We start from the raw sequence: 15,785 nt of genomic DNA on the forward strand, positions 1-15,785 counted from the left end.
ATTTCTCATTGTAGCATAGCATAAAGGCGGCGGACAAACCGTTCTCTCCGCTTGCGGTCAAACACAAGAGGGCGGCGGCGCGCGGCGGCTGACCGCCATTCGCGAAACACATCAGCCGGAAATAAGAGCGCATGCAAAAACCAGCGTTTTTCCAACCAACGGCGAAGCGGAGCGAAACGGGCGAGTGTTGAATATGACCAACCGATATACGGCAAGAGGCGATTGGCGTATTGGCAATAGTCAAGCCCGGGCGAGGCAAGAGCGGCCGCGTCATAGTCGATGAGGTACATCTGGCCGGTTGTGGTGCGCAAAAAATTATGGGAGGCGACATCACCATGAATGATGGCAGCAGAATCCGCCGTCAACTCTGGAGCATGCTCGCGACACGTTGATAGACAGTAATCCGCCCAGCGCAGCGTAAATAAAATGTCTTCTTTGTCCATGATCGTTTCAACAACAGGCAAATGTCGGCAAAACTCCTCATAGCGGCGCCGCCATTTGTCATACAGCTGCGCACGCGGCAGCCCCATCGCCTCCTGCTTGCTGCTGGCGATGTTTGCCGTTGCTGTATGGTAACGTTCGAGCAAATGAAGTCCGTCAGCGGCGTCAGCCCAAGCGGCAAACGAGATTGGACGCGCTCCGGCTACATATTCCGTCAGCAGCCAATAGCATCCGCCGGCTTCAACCACTCCTCCGCGCCCGATCGGCATAGGGGCCGGCGCGGCGGAAAAACCGGTCTTCCTTAATGCGGCAAGAAGCCAGGCGTGCCGCGCGGCCGCAACAGGAAAGCGATACGCTTTGGCGACAAACATTCCTTGCCGGGCGGCAATGGCTAAGACATGCGGTTTCAATGCCACAACTTGTTGAATAACAAGCCGATATTGGCGGTCAAGAAGAAAAAAGAGACGGCCGGCGGCGTCTCTTTTCACTTGGTTATTGTTCCTCGCCATGCCCGCTCTCCTCATCCGGCGGTTCGCTAAACAAACGGGGGCCGGCGACCGGCGGGGCGGATGATGGCGGGTAGGATGGCGGCGAGTATCCCGCTGGACTTGTCGGATAAACGACGCCTGGCCACGGAAGCGGCGGCGCTGACTGCGGCGCATATCCGTATGGAGCCGGCAGGGCGTACCCTCCATAATAGTACGGGGGCGGCGCATAGGCCGGTGCATACCCAAAAGGCGGATAGCCGACAGGCGAGGGGTGCGCCGCAGGCGGCGCATAAACTGGCGTTGCAGCGCCGGGCGGCGGGAGAACGCCCCCTGCGGACGGGACAAACGGGGCGGCAACCCCAGGCCCAGAAAACGGCGGCTCTAATGATTCACTGCTGCTTTCGTGAATGCCGGGAAACGGCGCCGAACCGTTTTCCGGACTTTCACCGCTTTTCCCAACGGCCGACGGCGCAGACGATGGCGGATAGGACGTCGGCATGATCGGCAGCGGCGGCGCGTAAAAACCGCTCCCCGGCCAAACTGGCGGCACTGGCGTACATCCTTGGTCAGTGCCAAATATTGGGATCGTCGGCGGGGCGACAGGAACGTATGGAATGTTCGGCAGCGGCGGCGCGTCTTCGCTCTCAGCCGCCGGTTCCCCTTTCCATTCAGCTGGGCTTTCATTGTCCTCCTCTTTCATCATGTTGGGCAAAATATTGCTCGGCTTCGGCGGAATCGGCGGCACGTTGGCCAGCGATTGAGCGAACGAAAGTTGAGGAGGCGGGGCCACCGGCGGAATCGTATGCACAAGCGGCGGCACAGAGGCGCCTTTCGCTTTTGCCCCTTCTTTTGCCTCCGCTTTCGGCGTTTTTGGTGCTTCTTGTGCCGTTGCTTTTGGCGCTTTTTTCTCGACAGCCTTTGGCGTTTCGTTCATCGCCGCTTTCGGCGCCTCACCCGCCGGTGCCTTTGGCGCTTCATTGATGGGCGCATTCGGCGTTTCGTTCACCAGTACGTTCGGCGCTTCATTCACCACTGCTTTTGGTGCCGCTTTTGGCGCTTCCTTCTCGACGGCCTTTGGCGCTTCATTGATGGGCACATTTGGCGTTTCATTCACTGATACATTTGGCATTTCGTTCACCGGCACGTTTGGCGCTTCATTCACTGGCACATTCTCCGCCTTCTTCTCCGGCGCTTTCGGTGTTTCCTTTACGACTGCTTTGGGCGTTTTCTTTACCACTGCTTTCGGCGCCTCACCCGCCGGTTCGTTTACCGCTGCCTCGCCTTCCGGAGCAGGGGCGACAGCAGTGTCAAGCTCGGTATCAATGTGGAATGAGACGAACGGTTTCGCCTCCGCGTACGGGTGCTCTTTTACGTGCATTTTTTTGGGTGACACAGGCGCCTTCGTCTCTTTTTTGACCGGCACCCCTGCTGTCGGCACTTTGATTTTCATTCCAGGCATAATCATATTCGGGTCGCTCAAATGCCCATTTATTTTTTTCAATTGTTCAAAATCCACTCCATATTTTTGGGCGATTTTCCAAAGGGTGTCGCCCTTTTGGACAATATGGATTTTCACTCCATTCCCCTCCTAAACCGAGACTGTTTACGCTCGATCGAACCGATGCTTGTTTCCCGTTATCGTCTTTCAACACAATGTATGACGATGATCGTTGATTTATGATAAAAAAATCCCTGACCGAACGAGGATCCCTCCTCGTCAAGCCAGGGAAAAAGCTAGGCAAGCGAAAGCATGCGGTCGAGCGCCTCTTTTGCCTCTGCGGCGATGTCTTTCGGAACGGTGATGCGATTGACGATCGCTCCTTGCTCAAGCGATTCGAGCGCCCAGACGAAATGCGGCAAATCAATTCGATTCATCGTTAAACACGGGCACATATATGGATTGAGAGAAACAATTTCTTTGTCTGGATGTTCATGCTTCAGCCGGTTCACCAAATTCATTTCCGTTCCAATCGCCCACTGGGTGCCGGGTGGAGCATTGCGGATCGTTTCAATAATGTATTTTGTCGAACCGGCGTAGTCTGCTTGCTGGACGACCTCCCAGCTGCATTCCGGATGGACGATGACATGGATTCCCGGCTTCATCCGTCGAATATGCTCGATTTGTCGCACGGTGAAGTTTTCATGCACGGAGCAATGTCCTTTCCAAAGAATGACTTTCACCTTGTCGAGATCGTCCGCCCCTTGGAGCGTCTCCTCATGCGGATCCCACACCGCCATCTCGTCAAGACGGATGCCGAGCGCATAGGCCGTATTTCTCCCTAAATGCTGATCCGGCAAAAAGAAAATCCGTTCATTCCGTGAAAACGCCCAAGCCATCATCTTTTTCGCGTTCGACGAGGTGACGGTCGCTCCGCCATGGCGGCCGACAAACGCTTTAATCGCCGCGGTCGAATTGACGTACACAAGCGGCACGATCGTCTCGCCAAACCGCTCAATAAGCGCCGCCCATGCCCGCTCGACTTGAAAAATATCGGCCATATCGGCCATTGAACAGCCGGCGCGCAAGTCCGGCAAAATGACCGTTTGGTCGTCGCTCGTTAAAATATCGGCGGTTTCCGCCATAAAATGGACGCCGCAAAACACAATATATTCGGCTTCGCTGTTCTTTGCCGCGAGCTGGGCAAGCTGAAGCGAATCGCCGGTCGCATCGGCGAACTGAATGACCTCATCCTTTTGGTAGTGATGACCCGGGATGAAAAGGCGCCGGCCGAACCGTTCTTTCACCGCGCGGGCGCGTGCTTCGAGCTCGCTTCGTTCCATCGTTTTATACCGTTTGGGCATCTCATCCAGCCGTTTCAACTGTTCAAGGACGTTCACGGTTCTCCCCTCCATTATCGCAAATTGAAACTCATATCGAGCGCCGGGGCGGAATGGGTTAAACATCCGAGCGAAATGTAGTCGACTCCGGTCGCGCCGTACGCCGCCACATTGGCGAGCGTAATTCCCCCCGACGCTTCCGTGATGATCGGCTTTGGCACAAGCCGGACGAACGCCCGCACCTCATCCGGCGTCCGGTTGTCAAACATAATGACATCCACCCCGGCCTCGACCGCCTCGAGCACTTCGTCTTCCGTTTCGGTCTCTACTTCGATTTTCACCATATGCCCAAGCCGCTCCCGCACCGTTTTGACGGCGCGGGCGATCGATCCGCAAAAGGCGATATGGTTGTCTTTAATCATGACACCGTCGTACAAGCCAAAGCGGTGATTGTAGCCGCCGCCGCATGTGACGGCATATTTTTCAAGCATGCGCAGCCCCGGCGTCGTTTTCCGCGTGTCGCAAATGCGTGTGGAGCTATTGCCAAGCAAGTCAACGGCCTGTCGCGTCACGGTGGCAATGCCGCTTAACCGCTGCAGCAAGTTTAAAATGACGCGCTCACCGGACAACAGCGGCCCGACCGGTCCGGATGCGACGGCGATCGTTTCGCCGGCTTGGACCCGTTCGCCGTCCTGTTTCATGATGGTTACTTCGACGCGCGGATCCAGCAGCTGATAGCCCGCCGCAATAATGCCGACGCCGGCCACCACCCCGTCCGCTTTGGCCATAAACATGCCTGATGCCCGTTCATGAGCCGGAAAAATCGTCTCGCTCGTCACATCGCCGTCGCCAATATCTTCAAGAAAAAACTGTCGCAACAGTTGTTCGAGCTTCAACCGGTTCATCTTTCATCCCTCCGTTTTCTTTGCCGCTTTACCTCCCAGCCCCAAGGCGGGCCCACTCTTCTTTCGTCCGCACGAGGCGCCGCCCCCGCCACTCCGGGCGTTCACGCGGAAAATCGCTCCGGTAATGGCCGCCGCGGCTTTCCGTGCGCCCAAGCGCTGATGAAGCGACAAGCCAGCCCACTAGCAACATATATCCTGTTTCAATCTCCTCTGCCGACAATCGTTCAAGGTCGCCATCCAGCCAATCCGGCAACGAAAACTGTTCCAACCAGTCGACCGCTTCGCGAAGCCGATCGCCGTTGCGGACGATGCCGACAAACGTTGACAGCTGTTCGCGGAGCAACGCCCGCTCTGGCAGCCGTGGTACAATCAAACGACGCGGGCTGGATGAATCCGCTCGGTGCACCGTTTCCGGCCACGCCGCTTGACGGCGGATGGCGCAGGCCGCACGGAATCCAAAGACGATCGCTTCAAGCAACGAGTTGCTCGCGAGCCGGTTGGCGCCGTGCACACCGGTGCACGCCGCTTCCCCGACGGCGTACAAGCCCGGAACCGTCGTCTGCCCCCACTCGTTGACGACAACGCCGCCCATTAAAAAATGGGCGCCCGGCGCGACAGGAAGGCGGCCGGCTTCAAGGTCGACGCCATAGGCCTCACATAGCGCGGCGATCGTCGGAAAGCGGCGGCGGAAGTGGGACACGCGGGAAATATTCAAATAGACGCGGCCGCCGCGATCGAGTTCCGCCGCGATCGCTCGGGCGACGATGTCGCGCGGAGCGAGATCGCGAAGCGGATGGACGCCGTCCATCAGCGGTCTTCCATCTTCCGCCTCAAGCACCGCCCCTTCGCCGCGCACCGCTTCCGAGACGAGCCCGACCGCTTTTCCGCCGGCAACGAGCATCGTCGGATGAAATTGGATAAACTCCATATCCGCCACCGCCGCACCGGCGCGGTACGCCATGGCAATGCCGTCGCCAGTCGCCGTCGGCGCATTGGAAGTGAACGTATACAATCCGGCGCATCCACCGGTCGCCAACACGACGGCCGACGCCGGCCAAATGGACACCGAACCGTCTTCCCGCTTCGTTTTCACCCCGACGCAACGCCCCTCTTCCACAAGCAAATCAATCACCTGCTCGCCTTCTTCCATCCATACGCGTCCCTCGAGCCGCTCAAGCAAAAACGAAACGAGTGCTTTGCCCGTTTGATCGCCGCCGGCGTGCAAAATCCGGCGGTGGCTATGCCCGCCTTCAAGGCCGAAACAAAACCGGCCGCGTTCGTCCCGATCAAACGCCATGCCGGCGTTGATCCATTCTTGCAGCCGCCTCGGCCCTTCGCGGACGAGCCGTTCGACCATTCGTTCATCGTTATGAAAGCAGCCGGCGACCATCGTATCGCGGAAATGAGCGCGCCAATCGTCGCTCTCTGCCAGCGCCGCGGCCACCCCTCCTTGCGCCCGCCATGAATTGCTGTCGGTGCAACGTTTTTTCGTGAATATCATCACATGGTCGAGCTCAGATAAATGATACGCGACCGTTAACGCCGCCAGCCCGCTTCCGACGATAATCACGCCACCTTCCTTCACTCTCGGACGCCCCTTTCTTTTCACCTGTCTTGACATCTATATTTACACATATTTAAACTAATGGCAAGAGGTTTGGCGAAAAAAATGATGCAAAGGCGGGGGAATATGATTTATTTGGATTACGCGGCAACGACGCCAATGTGCCAAGAGGCGATCGCCGCTTACGCTGAAGCGGCGTCCGTTTACTTTGGCAACGAAAGCAGCTTGCATGACATCGGAACGAAAGCGAAACAACTGCTTGCCTTATGCCGGCGCGAACTCGCCGCCATGATTAACGGAGAAGCGGAAGGGATCTATTTCACAAGCGGCGGAACGGAAGCGAACTTGCTCGCGATCCGTTCGCTAGCTGCCGCCTACCGGCATAAGGGAAACCACCTGATCACGACCGAAATCGAGCATGCCTCGCTCCATTACCTGTTCAAACAGCTGGAAACAGAAGGATATACGGTCACGTATTTGCCCGTCGACCGATTCGGGCGCATTCGACTTGCCGATTTGGAGCGGGCGATCACGCCGAAGACGATCCTTGCTTCCATCCAGCACGCCAACTCGGAAATCGGCACGATTCAGCCGCTTGCCGACATCGGCCGCCTCCTGCGGGCGCACGGCGTCCTTTTTCATAGCGACTGCGTGCAAACTTTTGCTAAAATACAGCTAGATGTTCAAGAGATAGGACTAGACAGCCTATCCGTTTCCGCCCATAAAGTGTACGGTCCCAAAGGGGTCGGCGCTGTGTACATCAACCCGCGCCGGCATTGGAAGCCGGTATTCCCGGGAGCGACGCACGAATCAGGCTTTCGGCCGGGAACGGTCAACGTACCGGGTATTGCCGCCTTCATTACGGCCGCGCAGCAGCTCCATCGACGAATGGCGGACGAACAGTCGCGTTTGGAACGACTGCGGAATCGGTTGCTTCACGCCATCGCCGCCAAACAGCTGCCGGTGACGGTGGAAGGCCATCCCGATTTCCGTCTTGCCCATATTATCGGTTTGTCCATCGCTGGGTACGAAGGGCAGCTTGTGATGCTTGAATGCAACCGCGCCGGCATCGCCATTTCCACCGGCAGCGCCTGCCAAGTCGGGCTGCAAGCGCCGTCGCGGACGATGCTCGCCGTCGGGAAAACGCCTGAAGAAGCGAAGCAATTCATCCGCATCTCATTGGGCGCGGCCACGACCGAAGCGGAGATCGACCAGTTCGTTTCCACATTGGAGCGACTTACATCGGCATGAAAGGAGGAATGGCAGGTGAAAGAGGAAAAGAAAATTTTAGGGGAAAGGCGGCGCCAGCTCATTTTGCAATGGTTGAAAGAAAGCGAAGCGCCGCTCACGGGGGCTGAGCTGGCAGCGAAAACGAACGTCAGCCGCCAAGTGATCGTCCAAGACATTTCACTGTTAAAGGCGCGCAACGAACCAATCATCGCCACAAGCCAAGGCTATTTGTATTTAAAGCCGGCTGAACCGGCCAAAACGTACACGAGGACGATCGCCTGCTTCCATACGCCAGAACAGACGAAAGAAGAGTTGTATTTGCTCGTGGATTGCGGCGTGACGGTCAAGGACGTCAAAATCGAGCATCCGGTCTACGGCGATTTAACCGCCTCGATCATGGTGAGCAACCGCCTGGAAGTCGACCAATTCATCGCCAAAATCGAGGCGACAAAATCGTCGTATTTGTTGCAGCTGACGGACGGAACCCATTTGCATACGCTGGAAGCCGATTCACCAGTGAAGCTTGACGCCGCCTGCCGCGCCTTGAAACAGGCTGGATTTCTGATCGAAGCGTGAACGGATCGCCTTGCGCTCGTCCGTCATTCCCTCTTCGCAAATGCCGTACGTCAGGACGCTGGATAAAGAGAAAATGCGGACGGCTATGACCCATCCGCATTTTTTCGTCTTCGTCAAGCAAAATAATATGGATAGCTGCCCAACAGCTGCACTGTGCAGCCGAGCGCCTCAATTTCCGCGATCGCCCCCGGGATGAGGACGTCATCCATCGGCGCGTCGATGTCAATAATAAAGAAATAATTTCCAAGGCCCGTTTTCGCTGGGCGCGATTCGATTTTCGTCAAGTTGAGCCGCCGCCAGGCAAACGCTGATAACACTTGATGGAGTGCGCCCGGACGGTCTTGCGGCAGCATGACGACCACGGTCGTCTTGTCGCCAGCATAAAGAGGCGAAGCAGGCGAAAGCGGCTCTTTGCGCCGGCTGACGACAATAAAGCGCGTATGGTTGTAATCGTAATCGTGGACGTTTTCCTGCACGATCACTAGCCCGTATTTTTCCGCCGCCAGCCGGTTGGCGATCGCCGCCGCCGGCAAGTGCGGATGCTCGCTCACAAATTTCGCGGCGGCGCTCGTTGACGTCATCGGCACTTGCTTCGCCCCTTTCAGCACCGTATGCAAAAACTTCCGGCATTGGGCAATGGCGTGCGAGTGGGAATACACTTCTTTCACTTCGCGCCAATGAGGGGTGAAATATGGGTGCACCATCAAATGTTGCTCGATCGGCACAACGATTTCGCCGATGATCGGCAACGGCTGTTCGTGAATTAAATAGTCGAGTGTCAAATTGACCGATCCTTCCAAGGCGTTCTCGAGCGGCACCACGGCCGCTTCAATCTCTCCGGCCGCCGCGGCGTCAATGCAATCGGGAATCGTGTCATACGGCTCCCGCGGCTGCGACGGAAAAAGAAGAGCAGCCGCCGCTTCGGTGAACGTCGCCTTCGGTCCTAAATAACCGATTTTCATCTCGTTTGCCTCTCCCTTGCTTTAATACACTCCCGAACCGACAATTTCCACTTTTTCGACAAATTCGAGCTGTTTGAGCTTAGCGAGGAGCTCATCAATCTCCTCGTTCATATCGTTTGTGCTGACCGACAGCGTCACGTTCGCCCTCCCTTGAAGCGGAATCGTTTGATGGATGGTCAGCACGTTGCAGCCGGCCGCCGCCACAACGCCAAGCAGCTGTGACAACGTTCCGGAGCGGTCTTCTAAATGGAAAAAGAGCGTGACGATGTTTTCTTTCGTCACCGCTTGGAACGGAAAAATGGCATCGCGGTATTTGTAAAACACACCGCGGCTGATGTTGGCGAGCTGCGCCGCCTCGGCGACCGAGGCGGCTTTTTTCCGCTCAAGCAGCTGTTTAGCGAGCACGACTTTCTTCATCGCTTCCGGCAGGACGTCTTCGCGCACCAAATAAAATTTTTTCTCCACCGCACCTTCCCCCGCTCTATTCATCCCAGTCGTCGACAAACTCGAACTCGTAATCAAGCAACCGGATCGTGTCTCCGTCTTTCGCGCCGCGCTCGCGCAGCGCATCATCCACCCCCATCGCCTTAAGCTGGCGGGCGAAGCGGCGCACCGATTCTTCGCGCGAGAAATCCGTCATCTTAAACAACTTTTCAATTTTGCCGCCCGCCAAAATGAATGCTCCGTCGCTGGCGCGGGTGATCGTAAACGGCGGCTCCTCTTTTTCATATTTGTACACGACGCGCTGCACGGCCGGATCTTCCCGTTCATGAAGCGGGAATTCCGGCGTCGTTTCCAACAGGTCGGCGATGGCAAACAACAGCTCGCGCACTCCTTGTCTTGTCGCTGCAGAAATCGGAAAGACCGGCACCGCATCGCCGACTTTCTCTTTGAAGCGGCGCAAATTTTCTTCGGCGTTCGGCATGTCCATTTTATTGGCGGCAACAATTTGCGGCCGCTCGGTCAAGCGCAAATTGTACTGTTTCAGCTCTTCGTTGATGACGAGATAATCGTTGTACGGATCGCGCCCTTCGACCGCCGCCATGTCGATGACATGGACGATGACACGCGTCCGTTCAATATGGCGCAAAAACTGATGCCCGAGCCCGACCCCTTGATGGGCCCCTTCAATCAATCCCGGCAAGTCGGCCATCACAAAACTGCGCCCGTCTTCCGTTTCGACAACGCCCAAGTTCGGAACGAGCGTCGTAAAATGGTACTCGGCGATTTTCGGACGGGCTGCGGAGACAACCGACAGCAGCGTCGATTTGCCGACGCTTGGAAACCCGACCAGCCCGACGTCAGCGAGAAGCTTCAGCTCTAAAATGATGTTGCGCTCTTCGCCCGGTTCGCCGTTTTCCGCAATTTCCGGCGCTGGGTTGGACGCCGTCGCAAATCGGGTGTTGCCGCGCCCGCCGCGCCCGCCTTTGGCGACGACAAACCGCTGCCCCGCCTCGGTCAAATCGGCGAGCACTTCGTTCGTATCCGCATCAATGACAACGGTGCCTGGCGGCACTTTGACAATCAAGTCTTCCGCATTTTTGCCATGCTGGTTTTTCGACATGCCGTTTTCGCCGCGCGGCGCTTTAAAATGGCGCTGGTAGCGGAAATCCATCAACGTCCGCAGCCCTTCATCAACGACAAAGACGACATCGCCGCCTTTGCCGCCGTCTCCGCCGGCCGGCCCGCCTTTTGGGACGTATTTTTCCCGGCGGAACGCGACCATGCCGTTGCCGCCGTCCCCGCCTTTCACATAAATTTTCACCTGATCAACAAACATGGCTGTTCCTCCGATTCACTTCCATCATGGTATCATGGCGAAATGAGTATGACTAATACTTATTATTGTATACAGAGTCGATTCCATGGTGTCAATATGTACGCAAGCATCGGCCGTCTGCGGGCTGGCGGGCGGTTCAAGCCCATCCGCCGCTTTCCGGTCCGATTGGATCGATCCGTCCGCACTCCATGAACTCTTCCGTGCTCCTTCATCCAATCAACGATCAAGATTCCGCCGACAAAAGCTCAAGCTCCACCGTCAATTCGCCCTCGCCAACGGCAAACGACGCGAGCCGAAGCGGCGGTGATGGTTCGCAGCGCTCAAGCCAAGCGCGAATGGTTTCGCCGTCCCTAAACGTGCCGCGGTAATCCAAAAACAGCGCCGCCCGTCGGTCGGACAGCTCAATGGACAAACATAAATGGTTTTCTGTCCGCTCATCGGATTGCGCTTCGAGCAGGCGAAAAAATTTGCGGCACCATTCAGCCAGCTGTTCATCGTACTGCGACCAATCCGCTTTGCCGTCCATGATTTCATACTCAAGAACGAGCGGACGCGGCTCCCAGTTATAGGTCATGATAAGCTCGGCGAACCGCTCGGCCTTCAAATTCGTCAACCGTGTTTCCTGATGCATCTCGCCGATCATGTCTTCAATGATTTCCTGCACCCGTTCGATTTTATTAAGCGCCAAATGCCCTTTGATGAGCTGAATTTTGTTCAGCCAGTCATGGCGGGCATGGCGCATCACCTCAACGACAGTCCATCGCTTCTCCATCCGACGCTCCCCTATCCACTAAGCGTAGGCTCCCTGCCTCGCTTGGACTTCCGCCTCCATGGGGGAGGCATGTACTTTTACTATAACATTTTTTGACATTGAACAGGAACGATTTTTCTACGCCAAAAAGAAAAAACTCTAACCGAACGGTTAGAGTTTTTTCCACATCGATTACGCTTCTTGGCTGACCGGGTAGACGCTGACGCGTTTGCGGTCGCGGCCGAGTCGCTCGAAGCGTACGATGCCGTCGATTTTCGCATACAGCGTATCGTCGCCGCCGCGGCCGACGTTCAAGCCCGGATGGACTTTCGTTCCGCGTTGACGGTACAAAATCGAACCGCTGGTGACGAATTGACCGTCAGCCCGTTTTGCGCCAAGACGTTTCGCGATCGAGTCGCGGCCGTTTTTCGTCGAACCGACCCCTTTTTTCGAAGCAAAAAATTGCAGGTCAAGTCTCAGCATGGCAGTCACCTCCCGCTAGATGGATGTCACGCGGATAAATGTTCCGTAATCGCGTTCGATCGTCTTTAGCGAAACGACCATCGCTTCCAACAACAACTGTACTTTCTCTGCCGCCGCTTCTTCCAGCTTTGGAAGCTCGCAGCGGAGGTAGCCGCCGTCTTTGCCGAGCGAAACATGCGGGCTTACGCCAATAAGTGTCTCGATGGCGTTGATCGTGCCGAACGAGACCGCCGAAGCGCCGGCGCATACAATGTCCTGCCCGCGTTTCGCAAAATGGGCGTGCCCTTCCATCGTAAACGCGCGGATGCGGCCGTCCGCTTCCCGTTCAATCGTGACGCGGATCATCTTTACGCGTTGATTTTTTCGATGACGACTTTCGTGTACGGCTGACGGTGGCCTTGTTTGCGGCGATAGTTCTTTTTCGCTTTATATTTGAAGACGATGATTTTCTTTTGTCGGCCGTGTTTTTGCACTCTCGCCGTCACGGTTGCGCCTTCGACTGTCGGGTTGCCGATTTTCACCGTTTCCCCGCCGACGAACAGCACTTTGTCAAACGTGACCGTATCGCCTTCATTCGCATCCAATTTTTCGATGTAAATTTCTTGGCCTTCTTCGACTTTCAATTGTTTGCCGCCAGTTTCGATAATTGCGTACATGCATCGCACCTCCTTCATGGACTCAGACTCGCCAGCGCCAAGGCGGCCCAAGACGGAGCGCTTCATCGCCCGCGCTGAGCGGTTGTAGTGCGGGTGCGTCTTTTTGCGACAGCCGCCCTCTTTTGCCCTTGTTGGCAGGACAAAAAGTCTACAACGTCATCTATCGTAACATAGAAACGGCCGGCCGTCAACCGTCATCTTCGTCCCCCGGCGGGCGATGATGAAACGGTGCAAACGACTATATAGAGAGGCCATTTGAAGCTTTGCCATTTGCAACTTTACCGAGTATTTGATCGACTGTTGATCGACCGAACAACGCCGCTTTCAGACCCATGTATGAGTCTGTGAAGCGAGCGGCTGTTCGGCCTCCCGTCACGCCAAGGTGTGACGAGGGCAAGCCTGTGGCTTGCCTTCGTCAGTCGAAAAATAGATAAGCGACTTTTCCATCAAGGATATGTGAAACTTTTATATATAGCCACGATCAATAGATGAGAGCGCCAAGCGGCGCATCGGCTTGTTTTTCGGCAAAAAACGCATGCAGCAGCTCGTTTTCATCGAGCGTCGCCCGTTCGCGCCCGTCGCGAACGACGATGATCGCATGCTTTTGTCCGCGGTAAAATCGCTGCAGCACGGCCGAGATGCGTTCGTCCGCCGGCGCCGTAATCGTCCGCAGCTTTGTATAGCCGCCTTTGTTTCCATAATACCGCTCAAGCAAAAAGCGCATGACGACATACGGATGCTGCTTTTGCTCCTGCCAAAGAGCATGCGCCAAAAAGGCGGCGATCGCCCATAAATCAAGCTGGCGCGGCGCCAACACAAACAAAAGAACGACGCCGACAGCAAGCACGGCGGCCGATATGGCGACCGTGTTCCGGTGCGCTTCGCTGAACGGGCGGCGGTAGGACAGCAGCAAAAACAATAACTTGCCTCCATCCAGCGGCCAGATCGGCAGCAAGTTCAAAGCGAAAATGGCCGCATTGTAGCGAAAAAAGAGCTCCCAGCTCCCGCCATCCATCATGCCGGCCTTCCACAAAAAAAACGCCGCCGCTACGAGCCACAGATGCTGGGCCGGCCCGGCGAGCGTCACGATCCACTCCTCGCGGAACGGCCGGTTGCCGTGCTCTTCGACTTCCGCCACTCCGCCGAACGGCAGCAACAAAATCCGCTTCACCCGCCAAGAGAAAAACGCGGCTGCCGCCGCATGGCCAAGCTCATGAACGAGGACGATGAAAAACAACAGGCAAAGCTGCTTGAAATGGGCGGTAAGCACCGCGATGCCGCCGATCAACCATAACAGTGGGTGGACGTGCAGCTTCCCGAGCAGCGCCATATACTTATTCAAAGGAAATCACCTGAATCGGATCGATAAATTCATCTCCTTGTTTAATAGCAAAATAAAACAGCCCTTTCTGTTTATTTGCCTCGCTCGCCCCGGCCGTGCCAACTTCCTGCCCCATTTCTACAAAATCATACAATTTCACCGAAATGGCCCCCAAACGTCCATACCACGTCTCCGTGCCGTCCGCATGTTGGATGATGACCGTTTTGCCGAGACGGTCTTTCGTACCGGCAAAGGTGACAATCCCTTCTTTCATCGCTTCCACTTTGGCTCCATTCTCGGTTTCGATCGTCACACCCTCCCCGTTTTTTTCAAAACTTTCGAGAATCCGTCCAGAAGCCGGCACTGCATAGGATGAAGCCGTTTTCACCTTTTCTTCCTTTTTCGGGGCAAAAAAAGCGAGCGGCTCACCGAACGTTTTTTCATACCAGGCTGAGACGGCCGCAAACTGAAACTCGGTTTCCATCGTCCGGGCAATAAACTGCCGCGCCGGCTCGAGGGAAGCGGACGGATGCCGGAACAAAATGGCCGTCACTAGCACGAGACAGGCAGCGATGAGTGTTTTGAATAAAAACCATTCTTTGCGGAACAACGGATGGGGAGCGGATTCAAACGAATAGCGGTCATACGTGACGACCGGCAGCCCGTACCGCTCCTCATCAGCGGCGCTCCATCTAGATTCTTTTGGATCCTGCCCCTTATATTGACGTTCCCTTCTTCGTTTTTCAATGCGTTTTTTCATCTCACGGACGCGTCGATCCATACGTCCCCCCTCCACCTTTCCAACAACGTTTGTACTAATTTATGAGACAACCTCATGGAATATGAACGAGCGTTTTTCGCCGCGCCTCGCCGAACACGTCCGCGAACAAATCCCTCAAACGGTTTCACACCAACGTTTCGGCTGAGCGCCGCAACCGATCGATACCATCTGCTTCCGTTGTTACAGATCAGGAATTCCAAACAGCACAACAATTATGAATAAAAAAAGAAGGCCCATTCAACGGCCTTCTTGCGCCAACTCCATTATTTCAAACTAAATATTTTCCGAATCTTTGAAAACAGCCCCTTCTCCTCTTCCTCAAGCGGCGGCAGCGGCACCGACTCGCCGAGGATGCGGCGGGCAATGTTGCGGAAGGCGATCGACGCTTTGCTGTTTGGGTCCAGCACAATCGGCTCGCCGCGGTTCGACGCTTTGATCACGTTTTCATCGTCGGCGATAATGCCGAGCAACTCGATCGATAAATGCGAGATGATTTCGTCGACATCCAACATATCGCCGTTTTTCACCATATGGCTGCGAATGCGGTTGATGATGAGGCGCGGCGGTTTGACGTGCTCCTCCGCTTCAAGCAAGCCGATGATGCGGTCGGCGTCGCGGACCGCCGACACTTCCGGCGTCGTGACGACGATCGCTTCGTCCGCGCCGGCGACAGCGTTGCGATAGCCTTGTTCGATTCCAGCCGGACAGTCGATGAGCACATAATCGTATTCCTGTTTCAGCTCCTCAATGAGCTGTTTCATTTGCGCGGGGTTGACCGCCGACTTATCGCTCGTTTGCGCGGCCGGCAACAAATACAAATGGTTATCGAACCGCTTGTCTTTCACAAGCGCCTTCTGCACCGTGCAACGCCCCTCCACGACATCGACCAAATCATAAATAATTCGGTTCTCAAGCCCAAGCACGACATCGAGGTTGCGCAGCCCGATGTCGGTGTCGACAAGGCACACCCGCTTCCCTAGAATGGCGAGGGCCGTCCCAAGGTTCGCGGTCGTCGTCGTTTTGCCGACGCCGCCTTTTCCGGAAGTGATGACGATCGCTTCTCCCACGG

The 15,785-nt window shown here is 56.0% G+C and carries 17 protein-coding genes and 1 other annotated feature; of the genes, 2 read left to right on the forward strand and 15 right to left on the reverse strand.

The features are described from left to right. Positions 1-5: 5 nt before the first annotated feature. The 5 genes from DI44_RS04095 to nadB form a co-directional block, all read right to left on the reverse strand. Positions 6-950 (reverse strand): phosphotransferase, encoded by a 945-nt coding sequence (locus DI44_RS04095; RefSeq protein WP_033025913.1) that lies wholly within the window; start codon positions 948-950, stop codon positions 6-8. Beyond that, on the reverse strand, positions 934-2,505 hold the full coding sequence (safA, locus tag DI44_RS04090) for a SafA/ExsA family spore coat assembly protein (RefSeq protein ID WP_033025914.1): 1,572 nt from the start codon (positions 2,503-2,505) through the stop codon (positions 934-936). Before safA ends, DI44_RS04095 begins: the two co-directional genes overlap by 17 nt. Before the next feature lie 158 nt (positions 2,506-2,663). Next, positions 2,664-3,767, reverse strand: coding sequence for a quinolinate synthase NadA (gene nadA / locus DI44_RS04085; RefSeq protein WP_011232075.1), 1,104 nt, complete (start codon positions 3,765-3,767; stop codon positions 2,664-2,666). 14 nt (positions 3,768-3,781) lie between these two features. After that, positions 3,782-4,612 (reverse strand): carboxylating nicotinate-nucleotide diphosphorylase, encoded by an 831-nt coding sequence (gene nadC / locus DI44_RS04080; protein ID WP_011232076.1) that lies wholly within the window; start codon positions 4,610-4,612, stop codon positions 3,782-3,784. A 28-nt stretch (positions 4,613-4,640) separates the two neighbouring features. Beyond that, positions 4,641-6,233 (reverse strand): L-aspartate oxidase, encoded by a 1,593-nt coding sequence (nadB, locus tag DI44_RS04075; RefSeq protein ID WP_173400011.1) that lies wholly within the window; start codon positions 6,231-6,233, stop codon positions 4,641-4,643. A gap of 69 nt (positions 6,234-6,302) precedes the next feature. Here nadB and DI44_RS04070 point away from each other — a divergent pair, with 69 nt between their 5' ends. Both DI44_RS04070 and DI44_RS04065 read left to right on the forward strand, forming a co-directional pair. After that, positions 6,303-7,427 (forward strand): IscS subfamily cysteine desulfurase, encoded by a 1,125-nt coding sequence (locus tag DI44_RS04070; protein WP_033025915.1) that lies wholly within the window; start codon positions 6,303-6,305, stop codon positions 7,425-7,427. A gap of 15 nt (positions 7,428-7,442) precedes the next feature. Then, positions 7,443-7,982, forward strand: a complete 540-nt coding sequence (locus tag DI44_RS04065) for a transcription repressor NadR (RefSeq protein ID WP_014196418.1) — start codon at positions 7,443-7,445, stop codon at positions 7,980-7,982. A 113-nt stretch (positions 7,983-8,095) separates the two neighbouring features. On the opposite strand, the gene pheA is transcribed toward DI44_RS04065, so the two are convergent. The 10 genes from pheA to minD form a co-directional block, all read right to left on the reverse strand. Beyond that, entirely contained in the window at positions 8,096-8,944 is an 849-nt protein-coding gene (gene pheA / locus DI44_RS04060) for a prephenate dehydratase (RefSeq protein ID WP_011232080.1), read from the reverse strand. A gap of 21 nt (positions 8,945-8,965) precedes the next feature. Then, positions 8,966-9,409, reverse strand: a complete 444-nt coding sequence (locus tag DI44_RS04055) for an ACT domain-containing protein (protein WP_011232081.1) — start codon at positions 9,407-9,409, stop codon at positions 8,966-8,968. Between the two features lie 16 nt (positions 9,410-9,425). Then, positions 9,426-10,724: a GTPase ObgE gene (obgE, locus tag DI44_RS04050; RefSeq protein WP_033025916.1), complete on the reverse strand. Its 1,299-nt coding sequence runs from the start codon at positions 10,722-10,724 to the stop codon at positions 9,426-9,428. Between the two features lie 223 nt (positions 10,725-10,947). Then, on the reverse strand, positions 10,948-11,496 hold the full coding sequence (locus tag DI44_RS04045) for a sporulation initiation phosphotransferase B (protein ID WP_011232083.1): 549 nt from the start codon (positions 11,494-11,496) through the stop codon (positions 10,948-10,950). A gap of 171 nt (positions 11,497-11,667) precedes the next feature. Further along, a complete protein-coding gene (gene rpmA, locus DI44_RS04040) occupies positions 11,668-11,958 on the reverse strand; it encodes a 50S ribosomal protein L27 (RefSeq protein WP_011232084.1) in 291 nt (96 codons plus the stop codon). Between the two features lie 15 nt (positions 11,959-11,973). Beyond that, positions 11,974-12,303 carry a ribosomal-processing cysteine protease Prp gene (locus DI44_RS04035; protein ID WP_020756216.1) on the reverse strand — a complete coding sequence of 110 codons (330 nt, stop codon included), beginning with the start codon at positions 12,301-12,303 and terminating at the stop codon, positions 11,974-11,976. A gap of 2 nt (positions 12,304-12,305) precedes the next feature. Then, positions 12,306-12,614 (reverse strand): 50S ribosomal protein L21, encoded by a 309-nt coding sequence (gene rplU / locus DI44_RS04030; protein ID WP_011232086.1) that lies wholly within the window; start codon positions 12,612-12,614, stop codon positions 12,306-12,308. Positions 12,615-12,628: 14 nt separating this feature from the next. Beyond that, positions 12,629-12,708, reverse strand: a sequence feature (ribosomal protein L21 leader region). 387 nt (positions 12,709-13,095) lie between these two features. Continuing rightward, positions 13,096-13,956, reverse strand: a complete 861-nt coding sequence (locus tag DI44_RS04025) for a site-2 protease family protein (RefSeq protein ID WP_023633735.1) — start codon at positions 13,954-13,956, stop codon at positions 13,096-13,098. Next, positions 13,949-14,716, reverse strand: coding sequence for a M23 family metallopeptidase (locus tag DI44_RS04020; protein WP_011232088.1), 768 nt, complete (start codon positions 14,714-14,716; stop codon positions 13,949-13,951). The genes DI44_RS04025 and DI44_RS04020 overlap by 8 nt, the downstream gene beginning before the upstream one ends. 263 nt (positions 14,717-14,979) lie before the next feature. After that, positions 14,980-15,783 (reverse strand): septum site-determining protein MinD, encoded by an 804-nt coding sequence (minD, locus tag DI44_RS04015; RefSeq protein ID WP_011232089.1) that lies wholly within the window; start codon positions 15,781-15,783, stop codon positions 14,980-14,982. Between the last annotated feature and the right edge of the window lie 2 nt (positions 15,784-15,785).

The sequence above is a fragment of the Geobacillus sp. CAMR5420 genome (assembly GCF_000691465.1).
Taxonomy (GTDB): Bacteria; Bacillota; Bacilli; order Bacillales; family Anoxybacillaceae; genus Geobacillus; species Geobacillus thermoleovorans.

What these genes read in the sequence shown, in the direction of transcription:
- DI44_RS04095 (WP_033025913.1), bottom strand. Translation starts at nt 950, where the DNA reads ATGGCGAGGAACAATAACCAAGTGAAAAGAGACGCCGCCGGCCGTCTC.
- nadC (WP_011232076.1), bottom strand. Translation starts at nt 4,612, where the DNA reads ATGAACCGGTTGAAGCTCGAACAACTGTTGCGACAGTTTTTTCTTGAA.
- nadB (WP_173400011.1), bottom strand. Translation starts at nt 6,233, where the DNA reads ATGTCAAGACAGGTGAAAAGAAAGGGGCGTCCGAGAGTGAAGGAAGGT.
- DI44_RS04070 (WP_033025915.1), top strand. Translation starts at nt 6,303, where the DNA reads ATGATTTATTTGGATTACGCGGCAACGACGCCAATGTGCCAAGAGGCG.
- pheA (WP_011232080.1), bottom strand. Translation starts at nt 8,944, where the DNA reads ATGAAAATCGGTTATTTAGGACCGAAGGCGACGTTCACCGAAGCGGCG.
- obgE (WP_033025916.1), bottom strand. Translation starts at nt 10,724, where the DNA reads ATGTTTGTTGATCAGGTGAAAATTTATGTGAAAGGCGGGGACGGCGGC.
- DI44_RS04045 (WP_011232083.1), bottom strand. Translation starts at nt 11,496, where the DNA reads ATGGAGAAGCGATGGACTGTCGTTGAGGTGATGCGCCATGCCCGCCAT.
- rpmA (WP_011232084.1), bottom strand. Translation starts at nt 11,958, where the DNA reads ATGCTGAGACTTGACCTGCAATTTTTTGCTTCGAAAAAAGGGGTCGGT.
- DI44_RS04035 (WP_020756216.1), bottom strand. Translation starts at nt 12,303, where the DNA reads ATGATCCGCGTCACGATTGAACGGGAAGCGGACGGCCGCATCCGCGCG.
- rplU (WP_011232086.1), bottom strand. Translation starts at nt 12,614, where the DNA reads ATGTACGCAATTATCGAAACTGGCGGCAAACAATTGAAAGTCGAAGAA.
- DI44_RS04020 (WP_011232088.1), bottom strand. Translation starts at nt 14,716, where the DNA reads ATGGATCGACGCGTCCGTGAGATGAAAAAACGCATTGAAAAACGAAGA.